18 protein-coding genes are annotated in these 21,197 nt (G+C 54.7%); 9 read left to right on the top strand and 9 right to left on the bottom strand.

Annotation, left to right across the window (positions count from 1 at the left end; genetic code table 11):
* Positions 1-393: 393 nt before the first annotated feature.
* A complete protein-coding gene (locus PEL01S_RS28485) occupies positions 394-804 on the top strand; it encodes a hypothetical protein (protein WP_127462667.1) in 411 nt (136 codons plus the stop codon).
* Between the two features lie 417 nt (positions 805-1,221).
* Here PEL01S_RS28485 and hfq read toward each other — a convergent pair whose 3' ends face one another.
* Complete coding sequence (gene hfq, locus PEL01S_RS28480) at positions 1,222-1,446, bottom strand: RNA chaperone Hfq (protein ID WP_127462666.1); 225 nt, start codon at positions 1,444-1,446, stop codon at positions 1,222-1,224.
* Between the two features lie 184 nt (positions 1,447-1,630).
* On the bottom strand, positions 1,631-5,473 hold the full coding sequence (locus tag PEL01S_RS28475; protein WP_127462665.1) for a CBM96 family carbohydrate-binding protein: 3,843 nt from the start codon (positions 5,471-5,473) through the stop codon (positions 1,631-1,633).
* 339 nt (positions 5,474-5,812) lie between these two features.
* Here PEL01S_RS28475 and PEL01S_RS28470 point away from each other — a divergent pair, with 339 nt between their 5' ends.
* Together PEL01S_RS28470 and rocF are read left to right on the top strand one after the other, a co-directional pair.
* Positions 5,813-7,102 carry a serine hydrolase domain-containing protein gene (locus tag PEL01S_RS28470; RefSeq protein ID WP_063184416.1) on the top strand — a complete coding sequence of 430 codons (1,290 nt, stop codon included), beginning with the start codon at positions 5,813-5,815 and terminating at the stop codon, positions 7,100-7,102.
* Positions 7,103-7,327: 225 nt separating this feature from the next.
* Positions 7,328-8,239 carry an arginase gene (gene rocF, locus PEL01S_RS28465; RefSeq protein WP_127462664.1) on the top strand — a complete coding sequence of 304 codons (912 nt, stop codon included), beginning with the start codon at positions 7,328-7,330 and terminating at the stop codon, positions 8,237-8,239.
* A 168-nt stretch (positions 8,240-8,407) separates the two neighbouring features.
* Here the strand turns inward: rocF and PEL01S_RS28460 are convergent, their stop codons facing one another.
* The 5 genes from PEL01S_RS28460 to PEL01S_RS28440 form a co-directional block, all read right to left on the bottom strand.
* Positions 8,408-10,099 carry a long-chain-fatty-acid--CoA ligase gene (locus PEL01S_RS28460; RefSeq protein ID WP_127462663.1) on the bottom strand — a complete coding sequence of 564 codons (1,692 nt, stop codon included), beginning with the start codon at positions 10,097-10,099 and terminating at the stop codon, positions 8,408-8,410.
* 396 nt (positions 10,100-10,495) lie between these two features.
* Entirely contained in the window at positions 10,496-11,167 is a 672-nt protein-coding gene (locus tag PEL01S_RS28455) for an HAD family hydrolase (RefSeq protein WP_127462662.1), read from the bottom strand.
* A gap of 172 nt (positions 11,168-11,339) precedes the next feature.
* The gene (locus PEL01S_RS28450; protein ID WP_063184412.1) at positions 11,340-11,780 is read right to left on the bottom strand and encodes a flavodoxin; all 441 of its coding nucleotides are present in this window, start codon (positions 11,778-11,780) and stop codon (positions 11,340-11,342) included.
* A gap of 220 nt (positions 11,781-12,000) precedes the next feature.
* Positions 12,001-12,756, bottom strand: a complete 756-nt coding sequence (locus PEL01S_RS28445; RefSeq protein ID WP_127462661.1) for a DUF429 domain-containing protein — start codon at positions 12,754-12,756, stop codon at positions 12,001-12,003.
* Positions 12,753-13,412, bottom strand: a complete 660-nt coding sequence (locus PEL01S_RS28440) for an HAD family hydrolase (RefSeq protein ID WP_127462660.1) — start codon at positions 13,410-13,412, stop codon at positions 12,753-12,755. The genes PEL01S_RS28445 and PEL01S_RS28440 overlap by 4 nt, the downstream gene beginning before the upstream one ends.
* Before the next feature lie 201 nt (positions 13,413-13,613).
* On the opposite strand from PEL01S_RS28440, the gene PEL01S_RS28435 reads away from it, so the two are divergent.
* The 3 genes from PEL01S_RS28435 to PEL01S_RS28425 all read left to right on the top strand — a co-directional run bounded on the left by PEL01S_RS28435 (position 13,614) and on the right by PEL01S_RS28425 (position 16,349).
* Positions 13,614-14,492 carry a hypothetical protein gene (locus tag PEL01S_RS28435; protein ID WP_127462659.1) on the top strand — a complete coding sequence of 293 codons (879 nt, stop codon included), beginning with the start codon at positions 13,614-13,616 and terminating at the stop codon, positions 14,490-14,492.
* Between the two features lie 142 nt (positions 14,493-14,634).
* Positions 14,635-15,822: an acyltransferase gene (locus tag PEL01S_RS28430; protein WP_127462658.1), complete on the top strand. Its 1,188-nt coding sequence runs from the start codon at positions 14,635-14,637 to the stop codon at positions 15,820-15,822.
* Positions 15,823-15,983: 161 nt separating this feature from the next.
* Complete coding sequence (locus PEL01S_RS28425; RefSeq protein ID WP_108534125.1) at positions 15,984-16,349, top strand: hypothetical protein; 366 nt, start codon at positions 15,984-15,986, stop codon at positions 16,347-16,349.
* Between the two features lie 2 nt (positions 16,350-16,351).
* On the opposite strand, the gene PEL01S_RS28420 is transcribed toward PEL01S_RS28425, so the two are convergent.
* A complete protein-coding gene (locus PEL01S_RS28420) occupies positions 16,352-16,801 on the bottom strand; it encodes an SRPBCC family protein (protein ID WP_010497149.1) in 450 nt (149 codons plus the stop codon).
* A gap of 145 nt (positions 16,802-16,946) precedes the next feature.
* Here PEL01S_RS28420 and PEL01S_RS28415 point away from each other — a divergent pair, with 145 nt between their 5' ends.
* Entirely contained in the window at positions 16,947-17,756 is an 810-nt protein-coding gene (locus tag PEL01S_RS28415; RefSeq protein ID WP_127462657.1) for a helix-turn-helix domain-containing protein, read from the top strand.
* Between the two features lie 61 nt (positions 17,757-17,817).
* Here PEL01S_RS28415 and PEL01S_RS28410 read toward each other — a convergent pair whose 3' ends face one another.
* Complete coding sequence (locus PEL01S_RS28410; protein WP_127462656.1) at positions 17,818-18,609, bottom strand: GntR family transcriptional regulator; 792 nt, start codon at positions 18,607-18,609, stop codon at positions 17,818-17,820.
* Between the two features lie 230 nt (positions 18,610-18,839).
* Here PEL01S_RS28410 and PEL01S_RS28405 point away from each other — a divergent pair, with 230 nt between their 5' ends.
* Together PEL01S_RS28405 and PEL01S_RS28400 are read left to right on the top strand one after the other, a co-directional pair.
* On the top strand, positions 18,840-19,823 hold the full coding sequence (locus tag PEL01S_RS28405; RefSeq protein WP_127462655.1) for an N-acetylglucosamine kinase: 984 nt from the start codon (positions 18,840-18,842) through the stop codon (positions 19,821-19,823).
* Positions 19,820-21,142, top strand: a complete 1,323-nt coding sequence (locus tag PEL01S_RS28400) for a 6-phospho-beta-glucosidase (protein ID WP_127462654.1) — start codon at positions 19,820-19,822, stop codon at positions 21,140-21,142. The genes PEL01S_RS28405 and PEL01S_RS28400 overlap by 4 nt, the downstream gene beginning before the upstream one ends.
* The last annotated feature ends 55 nt before the right edge of the window (positions 21,143-21,197 follow it).

The raw sequence follows: 21,197 nt of genomic DNA, 5'->3' as shown, positions 1-21,197 counted from the left end.
GCAACATGCGAGCATCTACCTCCTTTGGTAATTTCATGACAATTATAGCACATATGTTCTCATGTATACACAAGAGATGCTGATTCATCTCCCCCTTATCGAAGAGGGAGTCTTCTCAGCCTTAACGATAAATATATCGTGTTTCTCTCAAAGCATCCAATAAGTGGCGAATATTTTATTTTTAATTATAATTTAGGTAACTTTAAGCTCAGTAGCAATGAAAAGACTTTTTCGGGGAACACCAGCGAGGATAGTAAGAAAGAAGCATTCACAAAAGAAGTCTTATCCAAATACGGGCTGCAAAATGAATGAGTTGTAACTGACATCATATTGGGAAGGATAAATTTTCTCCGGAAAGGGGAATATACAGAAAATTTAAAAGGGGCGCGTCCTTTGACCTTTAAAACCCGCTATTGCTATTTTAGTCTTATATGCATGCTTTTAATTAATGTAACAACACCAACATTAGCCGCTCATACAGAAACTAGGGAAAAACAACTTGAAGAAGCTTTGTTACAACAATTGCATTCAGTTATAGTTGCTTCACTCAAGGACATTTATAAGACAGAATATGCTACCTTTAATTGTGAACGAATAACTAATATTAACGAGAAGGTAACAGTAAAAAGAAAAGATAACGGGAGCATTCGTGCAGATGCTTTACATGGAGCAAAGTATTTTGAAATAACCGTTAGTTTATGTAATGTTGGGGTTAAAAAAGATAATGTAGAACTATATCTGAAGAATGACACTCCAACAGCCAGATTTTATTTGGTTAGTTATAATATAACACCTAAAGATTAGACTAGTGGGAGACGCTAGCTCAATGAATTCGCTCTTACCACTTTGAATAAGCCTTCTTGCATCATTTCATTCCGTTTTTTTAAATAACACTCTCAAAGATAAATATAAAGTCGAACTTAGAAGAGCTAACCCAACGACATTCCAAATTAGTTCCATAGAAACACCGCCCAATCTTATTCCATGAATCTATAATACTACTATTGGAATTATTTGTCGAATTTATTAGGTATTTTAGACCAATCGCATGTAAAAAAGGGAATGCAGATGCTGGTAACATCTACACTCCCATACATAATAGCCGCTTTTAAGGGCGGAATTTTCAAAGGGTGTGCCAAAGAATAGACCGTTTACCTTTGTCGAGGACGGTCGAGCAATTGGAGCGATGACTTTGTAAATAAGTTCAGGTAAACTTGCTGATCAAATAGCCACACGCTTGCTTGAAATAATCGTGGATATGGCGACTTTGTTGATCAAAGTATCGTTTCCATTCACCTCTAGGACAATCGTATATTGATCGTGAAACTTGATGACCCCCTTCATCTGAAATCCGTTTTTGGTGATTAAGGTAACGGGTATCCTCTCCTCGGTTAAAGCATTCAGGAAATTACTTTGTACAACTTCATTTGATTTCGTTTTGGTCATTGGAGTATCCCTCTCTATGTTTTAGGAGTCTATTTTATTTATTTTATTTTAACATAGTTGGTTATATATACCAAATTGTCACGTGCTATTCATAGCAAAAAGACATTCCCTCGCGAAGAGAGAATGCCTTCATGCTCATTTCTCCTAAACGTTCGTTTTTTCCACCAGCAGTTGCCTCTCGCCCTTACTTGTTCACATTTTTATTGTATAAATTTCCGCCGCCGATTCGGACGTCGTCGTGCGCTTTCGTTCCCGTAGCCGCGCTTGTGGCATTGACAACGTATCCCGGCGCGTTATCGAGATTCACCTTATTGTTATAAAACGTATTGTCCTTTCCGGTCGGGTACTTGGACCCGTGTGTCCGCACCTGAAACGCGTCCGCCACCTTCGCGTTCCCGTTCCGGTAGCCCTCGTTGTAACGGATCACGGAATTGACGCCCTTCACGTCAATGAAGCTATCGGCGCTGTTGTCTCCCGTCATGCCGGTTCCGTTGAAATAACAGTACTCGACCACGGTGGCGTCCGCGCCCTCCTTAATATCGATGTGCTCTGCCGTAATCCCGCCGTCAAAGACGGTGTGCCGGATCGTATTACCGATCACGGTATGCTCGTATGGCGAGCTCTCGTCCGAGCCGACATAGGCTCCTTCCCCGTATCCCGGCTGGTAGTTGCCCGTTTCGTAAATTTTGGAGTATTCCAGCGTATTGTACGAGCTGCCGTCTCGAAAATGAACGCCTTCGTCCCCGATCCGATGCACTTCAACGTTGTTCAGCAGGTTGTTGTTGCCGTTATCGACCACGATCCCTTTTTGGGCGTTCGTAACGATCAGATCGCGGATTTCCCAATAATCCCCCGTCAAATGAATGCCATAGGACCCGTCGTTTACCGCTTTTCCCGTTAAAATCGCCCGATTCGCGGGATCGCAGCTTTTCAGTACAATATGACCGGCAGCCGTCCCGTTTTTCGGCGAAAAGAACAGTCCGGGCCCATAAGGATCATCCGGCGTTCTCGGCGTATCCCCGGACGTCGACACGTCGCCGAGATAAGTTCCCGGAGCGATGCTGATAATATCGCCGGGCTTTGCGTTTTTCATGGCGTTTTGAATCGCCGGCGTCGAATTCAGCGCGCCCGAGCACCCGGCTCCGACCGCATCCGTCGTCGCATTCACCGAAATGCTTGCGCCGGAAGCGTTGCCGGCCGCATCCTTCGCTTTGACCGTGAAGGTGTACGTCGTATTCGGACTTAATCCGCCGACAGTCGCGGTTGTTCCCGTCGCCGTAGCGGCCAACGCCGACCCGTTATACACCTCGTAGGCCGCGACACCCGTATTGTCGGTAGAGTCATTCCATGCGAGCGATACGCTGGAGGAGGTTTTGCCCGTAACCGACAGCCCGGTCGGCACCGAAGGCGGCTGCGTATCGCCGCCGCTTCCCCCTGCATTCACGACAAGAACGGGGCGTATCGCCGCATTGGCATGTTCTTTGGTCGCATAATCCGCACCCAAATCCTCGTCCAAGCCAACAAGCCGGAAGCTGACGACTCCATCGGTCTGGCTTTTCACTAAAGCGGTCGCATCAAAGCTGACATACGCGTCTTTTTGGTTGACTGTTGCCGTACCTATAAGGGTTCCTGCTTCTGTGGGCTGGTTCGCGGCGTTAATCGTAGTTTCGCTCCACGCGTCGTTTTGCAGCCCCCTCGCTTCCAGCCTGTAGGACGTCGTGTTGCTGTGAATATTCGTAACATACAGCTTCAGGGTCGCCGAGCTGATGTTTCCGCTAATCGAAGATAGATTGAATTTCACATAGCCTTTGCGGTCGTAGGAGGCATTGGAGGCTCTGAGCTTGACGCTCATGGTATCCGAGGAACCGTAGTTGTCGTTGGCATACGTCCCGCCTCGAACGAAGCTGTCTTCGGCTGCCGTCAGCGTAACCGGCACAGGGTTCTGCGTGCCTCCGCTGGTCGTTACCTTCACGGCGTTGCTCGCTGCGGAGACGTTACCGGCCGCATCCTTCGCCTTGACCGTAAAGGTGTACGTCGTATTCGGGCTCAGCCCGCTGACCGTTGCGCCGGTGCCGGTCACGGTGGCAACCAGCGCTGCGCCGTTGTATACGTCATAGCCTGTGACGCCGACGTTGTCCGTGGAAGCATTCCAAGAAAGCGACACCGAGGAGGACGTGACGCCGGTTGCCGTCAAATTGGCCGGTGCCGACGGTGCTTGCGTATCCCCGGAACTGCTGCCTTTGCAATTCAATACGGCCGTTCCGCCGCCCAACAGAGAGGTTCCGGAGAACGTCAAACAGTCGTAGACGCCTTTGTTTGGAGCGAGCGCGTAGTCCACTTTCTCGTTATCGGTCCAGGTGCTGATCAGCGTCCCGGCCGGCTTCTCCAGGTGCGTCCACTTGCTTCCGTCCCAGCCGATTTGATAGATGCGGTGAGGATCGTTGTAAGGCGCATACGTCGTGTAGCTTCCGCCGTCCGTTTCCTGCTTGCTCATCGTGTTGTTGAAAAACACATTCTGCTCGCCGGTCGAGCCCGACCATTTGGACGCATGAGGCCCTGCTCCGTACCAGATGGGGTACCATGTTCCGCCTTCCGGCTCTGCGCCGCCTTCTCCCTCGCCCCAGCTGCGATGACGGAAAGGAACCGTAATGACGTTGTTTTCGATGAGATTGCGGCGCTCCCAGCCGCCGTGCAGATTCATATCCACCGACATCGTATTGCCCGAGACAACGTTGCCCGTGGCCGACCATTGCAGCGTCAAATGGCGGACGCGGTCGATCGTATTGTTCATAATTTTGCTGTCGTACAATTTGGAGCCGCGGAAATAACCGTGACCGCCTTTTCCTTTGTTCCACGAACCGAAAATGACATTATCCCGAAACTCCATATATCTGGCGAATTCCGTGACGATCGGGTGCGAGCCCGTCATGTAGGTGCGGATGCCCTTCACCCAGCCGTTTTGCGCCCATTTAAACACAATCGCATGGATCGCGTATTCCGGGGCCTCGTTCGTATATTTCAAGCCGACGCCGTTCGGATTGGAGACCGGATCGTAATCGTTTACATTTTTATTGCTGTAGGGCGTGTAGGAAATATCTTGCGTGAAATAAAAATTTTCAAAACCGACGCCTTCCACAAGCTTGATCGGCATCACCTTGCTATAGTAGGTCGTTCCCAGAATCGCCCCGCCGTTGCTGTACGGGATATCGAACTCCAAAGGCTTGTCGATCGTCAGCGTGTCCCCGCTCAGACTTGTCACTTTGAACATTTGGCTGCGCATGTGCTGATTGATCCAGTAATTTTGTGGCGCGCCCATCATTTGATAAAAGTCCGCCGTATTAGCTGCTCCGACGTAGACCGTGTCCCCGGTCTTGAATTTTTTGCCGCCTCCGCTGGCCAGCTTGATTTGATTGCCGCCCTTCGTTCCGCCGCCGGTATTCGCTACTTTGACGCCGGCTTTCCAATGGAAGTTGATGCTGCCTTCATAGTCGGGCTCGCCCGGATCTTTGTCCCGGTCCTCCACGCGAAAAGCGCCGTACCCCGGCCACAGCTTGCCGTCGATGACGGGCAGGCCGTTATCCGATGTGTACGTGCTGGCAGGCCTGAATACAATCTTCGTTCCCGTGGCCGGATCGGTGCCTGCGCCTCGGAAGGTCACCCAGCTGGCGTCCGCCCGGATGAATTTGCTCAGATTGATTTCCCCCGCGGGAAATTGCAGAATCGCCCGGTTCGTCTCGCTGACCTTAGTGCCGTTGACGGTTAGCGAACCGCTGCGGATCGCGTCGATGACCGCCTGCAGCGCATCGGAATCGTCCTTGCCGTCATTGGCCTTTACGCCTTTGGCGGCCAGATCGATGACCGTCCCTCCGGTCGGCAGCGGCGCCCCGCCCTTGTAGCCTGCATGGGACCAATCCGGAAGCGATGGGTGCACCCCGGCGGCCTCCGCTTGCGAAGCCGAAAAAAAGCCCCAGGAAGTTATGACAAGCGCCGCGCTCAGCATCAGTTTTAAACCTTTTTTTGCTGTCAATATAAACAATCCTCCTTTTCGTAAATCGGTTTTGCTGCCTTTCTACGATGGAAATCAGCTGCATATCGTTCCGGCCGATGACTCGTATGAAATCCCCCCTTTTCGGTGATTGGCAAACCATTTTCTGGGATGTATGATAAAATATTGCGTTAATTAAGTTGTAATCCCATTTATCCAAAGAAGGAAGCGACAAATTCTAGGCGGAGTGTTGTTTTCTTTAGGTCACCATCATCACGGAAGTATGTTCTTTATTTGTAATATTTTATTAAATACTGTAAAATAAATCATGAAACCGCTTTCTATGAATCTACTACTACAATCTAAGAGGTGTAACAGTACATGCCCAAGAAACCATGGTTGATGTCTGCAGTTCTCAGCACTTTTGTCATCGGATCGTTTGGCTCCTTCTCTCCTCTCTACTCCGTCTCGCATGCGGAGGAATCGCAAATTGCGAGCTTGGAAGATTACGAGGATATCCAATTGTCAAGCGACAAAGAAATCGTCGGGCAGGAAGAGCAGCAGTTGTCCGTTAGCTCGGCGACTTATGATCCGTCCAAGTTTTTAACCCTGTTTGACCGAAAGAAGATTGTGCAAAATTTTCGTTCTATGGATAAAGTTTTCCCAAGCCGAACAATCCAGCATGATAAACAAAATGTGTTCCGGTTCAAAAAAGATCTCCACAAACTGCCTAATTTCACTTACACGTATAATGGGGAGTCCCGACAATTTAAAGATTTGCTCGCACGCACCGTAACAACAGGACTTCTTATCATAGAAGACGATAAAATATTGGTGGAAAATTATTACCTGGGCAATACGGCAAAATCGTTGAATACGTCCTGGTCCATATCCAAATCGTTTACTTCTGCCCTAATTGGCATTGCCATAGACGAAGGATATATTCGAAGTGTAAACGATCCGATCACCGATTATTTGCCGGAGCTGAGCCAGTCGGGGTATAACGGCGTCACGATTCAACATATTCTCAACATGGCATCCGGTGTAAAATATCCCGTTTTTGAAGAGCCTTACAGAACCGTGTGGTATAATGAATTATTTGTAAATAAAAAATCTTTCAACAGCAAAATGGCAACTCTCCCTGCCGAAACTCCACCGGGGACCTTTACTTATAAAGGATCGGACACCCAGGTTCTGGGCATGCTCATTCACAGAGTAACCGGAAAGCAGCCTGCGCAATATTTGGAAGAAAAAATATGGAAGCCCCTCGGCATGGAAAGCCGCGCCTATTGGAACACGGATTTGCACGGCGATGACATGACATTCGCCTTTCTCAATGCAACGCTGCGCGACTATGCCAAGTTCGGCCGCCTGTACTTAAATAACGGCCTTTGGAACGGCAAGCGGATCATCTCCGATAACTGGGTCAAAGAAACCTATGTCGGTAGCCCAGGAATGCCATACTATAAAAATCAGTGGTGGCTGCCCGGCGACAGCCAAGAAATTCTTGCAAGCGGTATTTATGGCCAATCCATTTATGTAAATCAAAAGGAAAACATCGTTATCGTCAAGACTAGTGTCAATACCCAGGATAATGAAATGTTCGAAGAAGTAGTTGCCTTCCGGGAAGCTATTGCCGCGTTAAAGCAAACAAAGCCAACATCCTCCTAATCGCTGCCGGATAATCGAAACGAATAGGAAAGGGCCGCCCTCCAGTCTTTTGATAAAGACTGATCTTGGGCCGGCCCTTTTCGGCGTTCCTTCAAGATGCTTTCTATGAACAGCCGAGCTTCGCATGGAATATTTTATAGCAGGATGCTTTCTTCCATTTTGAATCGCTGCCGCAGCATGATGCGTAGAGCCTTAACCTAAGCACAAAAGAAGGAGCTGGACTTCATGACCCGCACACACTCAATCACCCTCCTCGGCGTTCCTTTCGACTTGGGGGCCGGACGCCGGGGAGCCTGCGGCGGACCGGAGGCTATTATGCAAGCCGGTCTGCCGGAAAAATTACGCCGGCTCGGCATCCAATGGAATGATGCCGGACTGTTGACTTGGCCCGAGCCACAGCTCGATCCGGATGCGCTTCCTCTTACCGCCCTGAAGCATTTGCACGATGTGCTCGCCGTGAACGAAGCGCTGGCCGCTAGCGTTTCCCGTATCGTGCAGCAGGGAAGCTTCCCGCTCGTTCTTGGGGGCGATCACAGCATCGCGATCGGTACGCTGGCAGGGCTGGCCTCGCACTATAGCCGGCTCGGCGTGATCTGGATCGATGCCCATTCCGATCTGAACACGCCCGATACGACGCCTTCGGGCAACATCCACGGCATGTCGCTCGCCGCAAGTCTCGGGCAAAGCGACGAACGGCTGACCCGAATCGGGGGCTTTAGCCCGAAGATCAGGCCGGAGCATACGGTCCTTCTTGGGGTAAGGGATCTCGATCCGGGCGAGAAAGCCTGCATCAAAGCGCAGGGCATTACCTGCTTCACGATGCACGATATCGACCGGCGCGGAATGAGCAGCGTGATGGAAGAAGCCGTTCAGGTGGCCGGCGAAGGCACGGACGGCGTACATCTGAGCTTCGATATCGACAGTCTCGATCCGGTCGAAGCGCCCGGCACGGGAACGCCGGTGAAAGGCGGGCTCAGCTACCGGGAAGCGCACCTGGCTCTTGAGCTGCTGTACGAATCGGGAATCGTGACGTCCGCCGAGCTGGTCGAGGTGAATCCGTCGCTCGATACGGGGCAGAAGACGGCACAGCTCGCCGTCGAATTGATCGGCTCCCTGCTGGGGGAGCAAATTTTGTGATCGGCTGCCGTACCCCGACCTGCCGGATGCGTCCGGACGGCATCCCTGCAAAAGCAAAGTGCTTCTGACACAGCGTATATCGCCGCCTGCAGAAGCACTTTGCTTGTTCAAGAGCCCGGCGAACCCGGCCGGTCTCCGCCCGCTTCAGCCAAACGGCTGCACCTGCCCTCAATCGCCGGGCGTCTCGCCTTCCGTCCGTTCCGCCTCTTCTTCCAGCAGCTTTCTGCGCAGCACTTTGCCAACCATCGTTTTGGGCAGATGGTCGCGAAATTCGTAAATATGGGGCACCTTGTAAGCGGCCAGTCGCTCCCGGCACCACCGGTTAAGCTCCTCGGCTCCCGCCTCGCTGCCCTGCTTCATGACCAAATACGCCTTCACCGTCTCCCCCCGGTACGGGTCAAGCACGCCGGCCACCACGGCCTCCGCCACATCCGGATGCTCGTACAGCACCTCCTCGATCTCGCGCGGATAAATATTGAAGCCTCCTGCGATGATCAAGTCCTTTTTGCGGTCCAAAATGTAAAAAAAGCCGTCCTCATCCATTCTTCCCATATCGCCGGTGTACAGCCATCCGTCCTTCAGCACGGCTGCGGTCTCCTCCGGCCGGTTCCAATAGCCCTTCATCACTTGCGGCCCGCGGACGGCAAGCTCGCCGACTTCTCCGACCGGCAGCTCCTCCAGCGTCTGCGGGTCGACAATCCGAGCGTCCGTATCGGGGAACGGAATACCGATGGAGCCGATTTTCCGCCGCTCCCAGATGTTGTTTCCATGTGTAATGGGTGACGCCTCCGTCAAGCCGTAGCCCTCGACGAGGCGGCCTCCCGAGATGGCCTCGAACTGCTCCTGCACCTCAAGCGGCAGCGGAGCGGCCCCGCTGATGCACAGCTTCAGCGAAGACAGGTTGAACCGCGGCTTGCGGGCTTGCTGAAGAAGCGCAATATACATCGTCGGCGCGCCGGGGAACACGGTCGGCTTCGTCCGGCGGATGGTCTCAAGCAGCAGGCCGGTCTCGAATCGCGGCAGGAGCGCCAGCATTCCGCCCAAATAAACGGACTGATTCAGCAGCACCGTAAGCCCGAACACATGAAAAAAGGGCAGCGCCGACAAGTACGTTTCCTGTCCGGACTTCAAACGGTAGGACCACAGCCGGCCTTGAATCGTATTGGCGACCAGGTTGTAATGCGTGAGCATCACCCCTTTGGCCCGCCCGGTGGTGCCTCCCGTATATTGGATCAAGGCCAGATCGCGCTCCGCGTCCACTTCCACTTGCCGAAGCTCCGGGGAACCCCGCTCCAGAAATTGCCGGAACGGGTAGACGCCGTTGCCGTAAACGACTCTCCGATCCAGTCCCTGCTTCTTCGTGAACAACGGGTAGAGCCACTTTTGCGGGACAGGCATGTAGTCCTTCATCGACGTGACGATAACATGTCTCAGCTCGGCGGACTCGGCAATTTCGGATACGCGCCGGTACAGCAGATCCAGCGTGACGATCGTCCGGGCCCCCGCATCCTTGAGCTGATACTCCAGCTCGCGCGGGGTGTACATCGGATTGGTCATCACGACGATACCGCCCATCAGCAGCGTGCCGAAATACGCAATGACCGTTTGCGGGCAGTTCGGCAGCATGAGCGCCACCCGGTCGCCTTGGCGCACGCCGTGCCGGACGAGCGCGTCCGCAAATCGGTTGGCTTGCTCCAAAAGCGTGCGGTAAGTCATCGTTTTGCCCATAAAATCCAAGGCGGCGCGCTGCGGATACGTACGGGCGGATTCCGTCAAAAAACAAGCCAGCGAATGTCGCGGGTAGTCGAACGTCAGCGGCACCTCGGCAGGATAGTGACGCAGCCAAGGCTTGTCGGGCATGAATACCACCTCCATGCAAGGTTGCCTGGTCTGGAGACCGACGCCGACGGTTTCACCGGTTACGCATGACGCCTCGGCGGCGGCCGATGGGGGAAACGATTAACCGCCTGGCGGTCGAACCGCAGGACCGTCCGCCTTAGTTTGAGGCAAACGGCGGCAGGTTGTCCGAAGCGTTTCCATCTCCCCTGTACTTGGTAATTTATGCGCTGCTTGAGGCGTCTATGACATAGATGAGTTTCAGGTTTGAAGACAAACGGCGGAACAAAGGGGACTGGTGGGATTTTTTCGAGGGGAAGGAGAGGAAAACGGAAGCGCACCCGCTGCTGGGCTACAAACAAATTACACTCGTGTCCGCAAAAGGTGCGCTTCTCTGTGTTAGACCGACTACGCAGCGGCTTAAGCTCCCGCTTCGGCCGATGGGATCAGCCTCTCGAGCTCTTCAAGCCGGATCTGGCCGATCGAGCCGACAATCCAGTCGGCTTGCGACAAATCCTGGTCCCCGGAATTCGCATTTTGAAACCCGACGCACGTCATGCCGGCGGCTTTGGCTGCGGCCACGCCATGGCGGGAATCTTCCAGGACGACGCATTCCTCGGGCGAAGCTCCGAGCATTTCAGCGGCTTTCAAATAAATATCCGGTGCCGGTTTCCCATGGTCCACCTCTTCGCCGCTTATCACGTAATCGAAATACGAAAGCAGACCGAATTTATTCAGCACCGCCTCAATGAACACCCGTGGCGAGGAGGAAGCCAGACCGATCCGCTTGCTGCCATGCAGCGAATGGAACAGCTCCCTGATCCCCTCGATCGGCTGGTCGTCCGAAGCCTCCAAGTACGCCAGCTTCCGCTTCAGCTGCAACTCGATAATGTCCCGGGCGGATGGCGCCAAGCCGTACTTGAGCCGGATTCGGGTCCACATCTCGGGATTGGTCATCCCGACATACGCTTCCAGCTCCTCCTTCGTAATCGAGACGCCAAGCCCTTCCATCACCTCCATATCCACCTTGAAGTGAAGCGGCTCGCTGTCAATGATGACACCGTCCATATCGAATATAAAGGCCGTAAACATATCGCGTTCCCTCTCCTCTTCTGATCTGGCATAGCGTAAAATCTATCTTCGACAAAGTTCGTCTGAACCGATTTTATCACGCTCCCTTCGGAGCTCCAAGCGAATGCCATACTAGGATCAGAAGCGCCGGCTGCAGCGCTGCGATAAGGTGAGCCGGCGCGAAGCAGCCGTATCAGGCCAAAGCGTCCGCCACCTGTTTGCCGAGCGCCCGGCAGGCGGCTTTATCCGAATCCGACGGATTTAACTCCACCTTCACCCCTTCTGCGACAACGTCCGCTCCAAGCTCCTCCAGCTTCTCCTTGAGGAGGTCGACCGCCTTGCCGAACTGCGCGTACGAGGAATCGGCCGAACCGAAGACCGCCGCCTTTTTCCCGCCCAGCTCCAGACCGTCCATCTCTTCATAGAAATCCAGAAATTCGTCGGGCAGCTCGCCGTCGCCCCAAGTGTAGGCTCCAAGAATAATGCCGTCATACTCTCCCAGCTCGTGACCGCTTGTATCCATCACATTTTTGACGACCGGCTCGATTCCCGCTTCGCGGACCCCCTCTGCGACCTCGTCGGCCATCTCCTCCGTATTGCCCGTCATGCTGGCAAACACAATAATCAGCTTCATATCCAAGCTCCTCCGTTTTCCGTAATGTTCCATAATACTTCCCCAACCATATTAAGTGATAATGATTATCATTGTCAATTATATTTTGCAGGCCCGCTCCGTTAATTCCGGCAAAAACAAAAAAGCCGGGACCCCTATGTAACAAGGAATCCCGGCCTTTGAAATCTTCGCCTATTGAATAAGCAAATCGAGCAGTTATGAAGCCCGATGCTGCCAGACATTATGGCGACCCGGCAGCAAGCATGCGTCCCTCCGGCTTGTAAAATGAAATCGTACGCCGCAGCCCCGTCCGGTCCGCATCGCCTTCGGCAGGCACCTGGCGCAATTCGCCGCCGCTGAGCCAGCCAGTAACCGCGAGCGCCAGCGCGTCGAGCATATCGTCGCGGGCCAGCGCCTTGCGCGGATAGCGCGCCAGCAGCTCGGCGACGATAGCATCGGCGTGCGCGCAGACCCGCCGCAAGTGCGCGAGCCGCTCGGCGAAGCCTTTTGGCGTCTTCTTGCCGTGATGCATCGGCCCGCCGAAAAGCTGCGCAAAGCACAGCTCCGGATGCGACTCGCGGAAGCCCCCGCTCGCCTCCGGATCCTGCTGAAGCAGCTCGTCGAGCCGGCGAATTTTCGGCACGAGCCCCCAGGATTGGCGCGACAAGCCGCGGCCGCTGAGCTCCCGCTGCAGGGCATTCGCCTCGGCATAGCTAGACGCTCCCAGCACCTCGCGTACCGGCGCGGCGAAGATCGAGGAAGTCCGCCCCGGCTTCAGCAGCTCCCGCGCGAGCGCATCGCAGGCCCGCGGCTCCCGGCCGTCGGCCAAGCCAATCGGCATGTCGATCAGCAGCAGCTTCGCCTCCTGGTGGGCTTCCCACAGACGTTTGATGTCTTCATATACATCCGCCGCCCAGCTCTGTCCGTCCTCCGACAGCGCCACCGCAAGCCAGCCGCCCGGACAGCCGTCGATCCCCACGTAGCCCCCGCGGCTCATCCCCGCAGCAGCTCCGCAAGCGAATGCACGGTTGCGGCGGTATATGCGGGCTGCGCCAGCCTGAGCTCCTCGGCAGTGCCGTAGCCGTAAGCAACGGCTGCGCAATCCATTCCGTGAGCCCTCGCTCCCTCGATATCGTGCTTCCGGTCGCCGATCATTAAGCAGGCGGAGACGGGCGGAAAGCCCGCCAGCTTCAGCGCATAGGCGATCACGTCGGCTTTGTCCGAACGCGTCCCGTCAAGCTCGCTGCCCGCCAGATGGGCGAAATGCCGCTCCAGCCCGAAATGCGCCAAAATTTGCTTTGCAAACACGATCGGCTTCGATGTCGCGATGATCAGCTTGCGGCCCTCTGCCCCGAGCTCCGCCAACAGCTGCGGGATGCCGGGGTACACTTCGTTTTGAAACATGCCCCGTTCCGTGAAATACTCCCTGTACCAGCCAATGGCCTCCCACGCCTGCTCCGGGGTAAAGCCATACCGCTCGCGCAGTGACACCTGCAGCGGCGGACCGATAAACGGCGTCAGCTTGTCCAAATCCGGTTCTTCGATTCCCATACGCCCCAAAGCATATTGAACCGACCGGGTAATCCCTTCCTTCGGATCGGTTAATGTCCCGTCCAGGTCGAACAACAAATGCGTATACCGGGTCATCCCCATAAGCCTCTTTCTCCTCTCGCACAGCAGCCAGGCTGCTCTCTGTTCCAGCTCCATTATACCGTGTTTCCGGGACCGCAGCCTTTTTTTCGTTATAACTGCCTCAGGGACACCTGTACGTACCATGGGACGACGGGTGACATACCATATATAAATGCAAGCAGGACGTCAGAAACTTACATCGGAATACGGGAGAGGATCGAAGTGGCTAGAGGACTATTCGATGTCATAGTGAACCCGGAGCACGACGAGGATACGATGACGGTAGTCGCGAATTGTATTAGCGGCTACGAACAAGAGATGTATACGCTTCGGGACGGAACGGCGGTCGTTTTGAAAAAAGAGGGCAGTCCGGGCAAACAAATCCGCATCTCGCGGGGATACGACGACGAATGCCTGTTCCATTACATCGAAATGGGACCAGCCACGGCCCAAGCCGTCAATCTGCGGGGAGGGGCCCGCTGCCTGCTGGAATATAACGAGCTCGAACAGACCGTGACTCTGACCAAAATTACCATGAACAAGGAGAAGGTCATCGTGCTTACCGAGAAGGGCCGAATGGAACCGAGAGCCAGAATCGGGTATTCGTTACTGAGCAAGCTCGGAATGGCCGACGCGCGAAGGGGCCGGACTTTGCATGCCCGACACGGGAATGCTTCCGTCAAGCTCCGTCTCTCGGTGCCTCCAAACGAGCTTAGCGAACAATTCGTATTGTCGGCAGGCGCTGCGGCCAAGCTTCGTCTGGGCAACAGACAGCCGTACCTGCTTGCTTATGATCAAGCCACCCGGACGCTATCGTTCTCGCCGCTATCGAACGCACCGGTATCCGTCGATCCTGCGACCGGTTCTGCGCCGGACGATTCGGCTCAGCCTGCAAGATCGCAAAACCGGTCGAAGTCCGCACAACGATCCGTCGCCACAACCATGACCGCCAGCCAGAGCGGCAAATCGCGGACCCGCAAAACCGCCCCTTCCCGCCTGTTCGTTTCAAAGCAAACAATGGCTCCAAAGCAGGAACCCTTTTCCAAAACCGGAAAATCCGCCGTGTGGATCAGCCCGAAGCTTCATAGAGGGCGCCGGTAGATCACTTTATTGTTTTCCTAAAATTCCAGAAATCCCAAACCCTCATTTCTTTCATAAACGCTATGCTTTGCACTATAATGATAGAGTTGTTTAAATCAACGCAGCAGGATTCATTGCCATTAGGGGGTCAGAGAAGCTAGAAATGAAAAAAAACAGCATTGAAGAAGTACATGTTTTACGGGCGCTCGCCTTTCTGGCCGTTGTGCTGCAGCACTCGATCGGCCACTATTTGTCCGAGCCGGATACGACGCTTTCGGATGGCGTGATGTTTACACTTTTTCTTCTTATTTCCAAGTTTGCCGTTCCGGTGTTCATCTTTATTACCGGTCTCGTGCTGTTTTACAATTACGACGGGCCGCTTCGTTACGGTTCGTTTCTGCAAAAGCGGCTGAAGGACATCGGCATCCCGTATTTGTTTTGGTCCCTCGTCTATGCCGCTCCCGCATTGCTGCAAAGCACCGGCGTCTTCACAGGCATACAGCAGTTCGCGGGGCTGGCATTCACCGGCAAAGCCTCGTATCATTTGTGGTATATTGTGATGATCATTCCGTTTTACGTGACGTTTCCGCTTTGGCGCTGGGTGATCCGGAATGTGCGAAGCCAAATCTCGACAGTTGGGCGCGCGATTGCTGTCATGATGCTTTTGGCTATCGTGTATGTGTATGGCATGACTCTAATATGGCCGATTTATCAGGTGGCGGAGCAATGGAATGTGCCGGTGCTGACCCCGATGCTGACCGAATATGCAGACCGCAACTCGCTCTATTTCTTCTACTATTTCGTCCTTGGAGCAGTCTCCGGTTTGGCGCTAACGCAATGGAGGGAATGGCTGAGACGCAACGGGCCGCTGGTGTATGCCGTTTTTTTTAGCTTGGCCGCTTACTTGACCTATCGTGTCGTTGCCGGCTTCGAAAATACCCCCGCATCTCAGAATCACTACGAGGATTTGCTTTTGCTGCGCCCGGTGACGGCGGTTTTCTTGATCGCTTCGATTCTTGTGACCTATAAGTTCGGAATGCGAGCCGCCGAATCCGTGAAGGGGGTTACGCGCCGTGCGCTCTGGATGGTCAGCCAATATTCCTATGGCGCTTATTTGATCCATGCGCTGATGCTGACCTGGGCTACGTTGCTCTCCGACCTCCTGCTTCCGCAGATGAACGTCACGCTTCGCATGATCCTTGCCTTTATTCTTTGCTCGGCGATGTCGGTGCTGGCCACATTTGCGCTGTCCAGGATTCCGTTCCTCGGGCAATGGATGACCGGTCTGGGGAAAGCCAAAAAGAAGCCGCAGCCAGCTCCCGGCCTGTCGGCTGACAGCATGAAGGGCTAAAATCGCTAAATTCGGGAGCTTCGTGTCGCGGAGCAGATGTTCGAGCCTCGTCCGGCACCTGCAATTATAACCCAATTGTCAGCAGCGCGTCATTGTCACATCGCTTCATTCTCATTATGCTGAAAGAGATGGATATCTTTTGGCAAAAGGAGGATCGCCGTATGCTTTATGCGGCTCTGACGCTGCTTGCCGTGCTGCTGGTCGCAGGCGTACTCAAGCGGCTGGGCGCGAAGGCCGTCTATTCCACGGCTCTGCTCTTGTCGGTGCTGTTATCGCTTGTCGCCAACTTCGGTCTGGGGCAGAACTACTTTTACAATCTGTTTCCCGGCATGCATAACGGAGGCTTACGCATCTCCAATCAGGTCGCTTATTTTATCATCGGCGACGACCTATGGACACAAGCTCACTTTCGCATCGCCTTCGAACGATCCGTCTGGATTACGCTCCTTCTGATCGTTGCTTATGCCGCTGCAAAAATTGCAGAAAGCAAAACGGAACGAAGCAAGTCTCCATCCCGTTTGACATGATATCAATAACCGAAATCAAGCGTTTTGCCCGTTTCGGCATAGGTTTTGATGTTGCTCAAAATCATGGGCCAGCTTTGCCGGGTGTTCTCGTACGACGGATGATCGGCCGGCCACCGGTCGTTGACCAGTGTCAGCTTGGTGCAGCCGCCCACAGGCTCCAGCGTGAACGTGATCCGCGTCTCCAGTTCGGCGTGGTTTTCCCGGTAAGACGGTCCGGCATGCTCGGTCACGCTGAGCATACGGTTCGGCTCGATGGCGAGCACCTTGCCATAGACATGGACGGTCTCGTCGCCGTCGTTTCCAGGCCCCACATACGCGTAATCGGCGCCGACCTCGAAGGTGGAGCGGATCGTACAGCCGAACATCGTCTTTTTCACGCCTTCGTCCGATATCAATACTTGCCAGACGTCCTCCGGCGACGCCCCGATATAGTAATGGTAAACAAGATCCATCCTTATCCCTCCGCGCATCAATGAATTTGGAATTGCAATCGGACGTCCCGACTGCTACTCTTACTATACATTCGGCTGCGGACAAGCGTATAGGAAAAACGCGACAGAACGATTTTCCCACCACACGGAGCAAGGGAGAGATTTGATGCACAGGACGACCGACGAGCCCCCTAGAGGAATATTGCATCCGAAAACCGGAGAAACCAAGTTTGTCCTGTCCCGCTTCCAGCCCTCGGCGGAAATTGACTTTTTCGTGCAGCATTATTGGATCGTCAAGTGGGACTTGCGCGGAGAGGCGCCGTATCGTCAGACGGTATTGACCCATCCGAACGTCAACCTGGTTTTTGAACCGGAGCTTACTCGCATTTATGGCGTAGCCAGCACGACCTCCTCGCATTTGCTGCAGGATCGAGGCTGGGTGCTTGGCCTGAAATTCAAGCCCGGAGGCTTCTATCCTTTCCTGAACGAGCCGGTGTCCCGGTTGACGGACGGCTCCATCAGCTTCCGCGAAGTGTTCGGTATGGACAGCGAGCCGCTTGAGAAAGAAATTTTTGCCCAGGAGGAGGTCGAGCCGGCGTTAAGCCGGGTAGAAACGTTCCTCGGCGAGCGGCTTCCGGCGCCGGATGACAACGTCAGCTTTGTGAACGACATCGTCAGCCGCATCCGAAATGACCGGACCATCGTCAAAGTGGATGACGCCGTGCGCCAAACCGAGGTGCACAAGCGGACGCTGCAGCGCTTGTTCGACCGTTATGTCGGCGTAAGCCCCAAATGGGTCATTCGGCGCTACCGGCTTCATGAAGCGGCCGAGCAGATGCATCATGGCTCCGTTCCCGATTGGTCACAGCTCTCCTTGGCGCTCGGCTACTACGATCAGTCCCATTTCATCCGCGATTTCAGGTCGATCGTGGGGCCGTCGCCGGAGCAATACGTCAGAAAGCATCATTCCGGCTAACCCCAATAGCGTGGAACAGGTCCGGTTCGTTGGAACCGGGCCGTTTTGTCGTGCTTCGGGGTCATTCAGCGCCGTCCGGCTCGTGCTGCCACGGGTCGGGCAGCAGCCCCGTATACTTCGCAGAAGGCGACTGGAGATCGCGCTCCAGTACGAACTTCGAACGGTCGCCGCGGAATATTTCCTGCGAATGCTCCAGCGGCATGCCCGCCGTATCATAGGTGACCGAGCGGACCATCAAGGCGGGAGCCCCGACGGCAACCTCCAAATATTCGCTGTACTGATCGTCGGTCAGGATCGGCTCGATCCAGTCGACGCATTTGCTTAACTGATGCCCGTACTTGCCGCGGAATACGTCGTACAGCGAGCCTTGAATTTCCTCAAAGGCAAGACCCGGCGCGACCTTCCACGGAATATACGTAATGGAATATTTCAAGGGTGTCCGGTCCACATACCGCATGCGGATCAGCTTATAGAGCGGGTCCGTTTCGGCGACATGCAGCATCTTGGCCAGCTGCGCGGTTGCCGGCACTACGGCGAATTCCAGCACCTTCGTTTCGCCGGACAGCCCCAGCCGCTTCATATAATCGTCGAAGCTGATGTAGCTGGATAGCGGCTGCTGAATTTTGGAAGAAGCGACGAAGGTGCCCTTGCCCTGCGTTTGCTCGATATGCCCCTCCAGCTTCAAATGGTGCAATGCTTGCCGCACCGTCGTCCGGCTTACCTCGAACTGCTCGCACAGCTCGTATTCGGTTGGCAAGCGGTCTCCCGGCCGGTACCGTCCCGACTCGATCAGCTCCAGTATGCGGTCTTTCAGCTTATGATAGAGCGGAGCGTCCGCTTTCGTTTTCGCCACGTTGAAACCTCCGATATGAACCCATAGTCATTGTACCCATACATTCGATACAAATTTAGATACAACTATAGGATACAACGTTGAAGATAGGTATTCAAGAGCCTGTTTTATCCGGAAAATAACCCGTTGACGCCGCTCGGAAGGCATGTTAAATTTGTAATGACAAATACAATTTAATCATATTTGTAATAACAAATACTTCTTAGAGAAGGAAAGGAGTCGGCTTCATCATGCGCTACATCATCGGCGTAGACGGCGGCGGAACCAAGACATACGCGGTCGTCGTTGACGAGCAAGGAAACAAGCGGGGAAGCGGCATTGCCGGATGCGGCAATCATCAGATCGTCGGCATTGAGAAGGCGCTGGGGCATATCCGGCAATCGATGGAGCTGGCGATCCAAGAGGCCGGCCTGACCTATTCCGATATCGCCTTCGTCCAGTACGGCCTCGCAGGCGCGGACCGGGAGCACGATTTCTCGATTCTCCGCCCGGCGCTGGCGACGCTGCCTTTTGCCCATTGGGACGTCGTCTGCGATACGATGGAAGGCCTTCGCATCGGCTGTCCAGACAATGCGGGCGTCGTGCTCGTCTGCGGCAGCGGCACGAATGCGGCGGGACGCAACGAGGAAGGCCTCACGATTCAGACCGGAGGCCTCGGAACGCTGTACGGCGACGCCGCAGGCAGCCACTACATGGCGACGCGGACATTCCAAGCGGCGGTTCGCTCCTGGGAATACCGGGAAATTCCGTCCGTTCTGCAGCACAAAGTGCCACGTTATTTCGGTTTCGAGACTGTCGAGCAGATGGTGAACGATTTTCTGGACCGGGACATCTACTCGCTGCGAGAGGGCAATCTCGCGATCGTGCTGCACGAAGCCGCTGACGAAGGCGACGCTCTGGCGATCCGCATCCTGCAGGACACCGGCCGGGAGCTCGGCATTGCGGCGTGCTCGGTCATTCGCCGGCTGGGCGGCTTCCGGAAGGCGACGATTCCGATCGTGCTGGTCGGCAGCGTCGTACAGAAAGGCCGCAATCCGCATTTGCTCGCCGCCTTGGAGGAGACGGTCCGGCAGGAGCACGGCTCCATCGAATTGATCATTCCGGAGATGGCTCCGGTTTACGGCGCCGTGCTGCTCGGCATGGACCATCTGGGTCTGGCGGCAGGCGAAGCGATTCATTCCAAATTTGCAGCTTACGGAGGGTATGAAGCATGAAAAAGGAATCGTTAAAAGTAGCCGTTATCGGCGGCGGCTCTTCCTACACGCCGGAATTGATCGAAGGCTTCATCAAACGGTATCCCGAGCTTCCCGTGAAAGATTTGTACCTGGTCGATATCGAAGCAGGCAAGGAAAAGCTGGAAATCGTCGGCAACCTGGCCAAGCGCATGCTGGAAAAAGCGAACGTCCCCATCAATCTCCACTTGACGCTGGACCGCCGGGAGGCGATCCGGGATGCCGACTTCGTCACGACGCAGCTCCGCGTCGGCCTGCTCACGGCACGCGCCCGGGACGAGCGCATTCCGCTGCGCTATAATCTGATCGGGCAAGAAACGACCGGCGCAGGTGGCTTCGCCAAGGCGCTTCGCACGATTCCGGTCATTTTGGATATTTGCAGGGACATGGAGGAGCTTGCGCCCAACGCTTGGCTGCTCAACTTTACGAATCCGGCGGGGATCGTGACGGAGGCCGTGCTGAAGCATTCCAGCATCCAGACGATGGGGCTTTGCAATTTGCCGATCGGCACCCGGATGCAGATCGCCAAGGCGCTGAACGTCGACGTCTCCCAAGTGGACATTGAGATGATCGGCATTAACCATCTGAACTGGACGACCCGCGTAATCGTGGACGGCGTTGACGTGACCCAGCAGGTGCTGTTCCAAGCGGCAAGCGGGCAAAGCGGGTTTACGATGAAAAACATCCCGGATTTCGGCTGGGATCTCGAATTTTTGAAATCGCTCGGCTCGCTTCCATGCGCTTACCACCGTTATTATTATTTGCGCGACGAGATGCTGAAAGAACAGCTCCATGCGGCGGAAACGACCGGCACCCGGGCGGAAACCGTGAAGAAGGTCGAAGACGAGCTGTTCGAGATGTACAAAGACCCGAACCTGAACGTCAAGCCTCCGCAGCTCGAAAAACGCGGCGGCGCCTATTATTCCGAAGCGGCGCTGAATCTGGTCTCTTCCATTTACAACAACAAAAAGGACATCCAAACCGTCAACGTGCGCAACAACGGCATCATCGGCTGCCTGCCGGACGACGTCTCGGTGGAAGTAAACTGCGTCATCGACGCGAACGGCGCCCATCCGGTGCAGTTGACCACGCCGATCGATGCCAAAATCCGTGGGCTGCTGCAAGCGGTAAAAGCTTACGAGGAGCTGACGGTCGAAGCTGCCGTCACCGGGGATTACGGCACCGCGCTTCAAGCGCTGACCCTCCATCCGCTCGTCGGCTCCGCTTCGCTGGCCAAGTCGGTGCTGGACGATATTTTGCGGGAAAACGAAGCGGAGCTGCCCGCTTACTGGCAGCGCTAACGGTTCCCCTATACAACCAAGATCCCGCCGGCTCCTTTCGGAGACTAGGCGGGAT

This window comes from Paenibacillus elgii NBRC 100335 (genome assembly GCF_004000865.1).
GTDB classification, from domain to species: Bacteria; Bacillota; Bacilli; order Paenibacillales; family NBRC-103111; genus Paenibacillus_G; species Paenibacillus_G elgii.
Note: the sequence above shows the minus strand (reverse complement) of the source record. Positions and strands in the feature narration are given on the sequence as shown.

Bases quoted from the DNA above. Each gene is read 5' to 3' on its own strand.
- PEL01S_RS28400 (WP_127462654.1), top strand. From the start codon at position 19,820: ATGAAAAAGGAATCGTTAAAAGTAGCCGTTATCGGCGGCGGCTCTTCC.
- PEL01S_RS28405 (WP_127462655.1), top strand. From the start codon at position 18,840: ATGCGCTACATCATCGGCGTAGACGGCGGCGGAACCAAGACATACGCG.
- PEL01S_RS28460 (WP_127462663.1), bottom strand. From the start codon at position 10,099: ATGCCCGACAAGCCTTGGCTGCGTCACTATCCTGCCGAGGTGCCGCTG.
- PEL01S_RS28440 (WP_127462660.1), bottom strand. From the start codon at position 13,412: ATGGGGATGACCCGGTATACGCATTTGTTGTTCGACCTGGACGGGACA.
- PEL01S_RS28455 (WP_127462662.1), bottom strand. From the start codon at position 11,167: ATGTTTACGGCCTTTATATTCGATATGGACGGTGTCATCATTGACAGC.
- PEL01S_RS28415 (WP_127462657.1), top strand. From the start codon at position 16,947: ATGCACAGGACGACCGACGAGCCCCCTAGAGGAATATTGCATCCGAAA.
- PEL01S_RS28470 (WP_063184416.1), top strand. From the start codon at position 5,813: ATGCCCAAGAAACCATGGTTGATGTCTGCAGTTCTCAGCACTTTTGTC.
- PEL01S_RS28445 (WP_127462661.1), bottom strand. From the start codon at position 12,756: ATGAGCCGCGGGGGCTACGTGGGGATCGACGGCTGTCCGGGCGGCTGG.
- hfq (WP_127462666.1), bottom strand. From the start codon at position 1,446: ATGACCAAAACGAAATCAAATGAAGTTGTACAAAGTAATTTCCTGAAT.
- PEL01S_RS28430 (WP_127462658.1), top strand. From the start codon at position 14,635: ATGAAAAAAAACAGCATTGAAGAAGTACATGTTTTACGGGCGCTCGCC.
- rocF (WP_127462664.1), top strand. From the start codon at position 7,328: ATGACCCGCACACACTCAATCACCCTCCTCGGCGTTCCTTTCGACTTG.
- PEL01S_RS28420 (WP_010497149.1), bottom strand. From the start codon at position 16,801: ATGGATCTTGTTTACCATTACTATATCGGGGCGTCGCCGGAGGACGTC.
- PEL01S_RS28450 (WP_063184412.1), bottom strand. From the start codon at position 11,780: ATGAAGCTGATTATTGTGTTTGCCAGCATGACGGGCAATACGGAGGAG.
- PEL01S_RS28425 (WP_108534125.1), top strand. From the start codon at position 15,984: ATGCTTTATGCGGCTCTGACGCTGCTTGCCGTGCTGCTGGTCGCAGGC.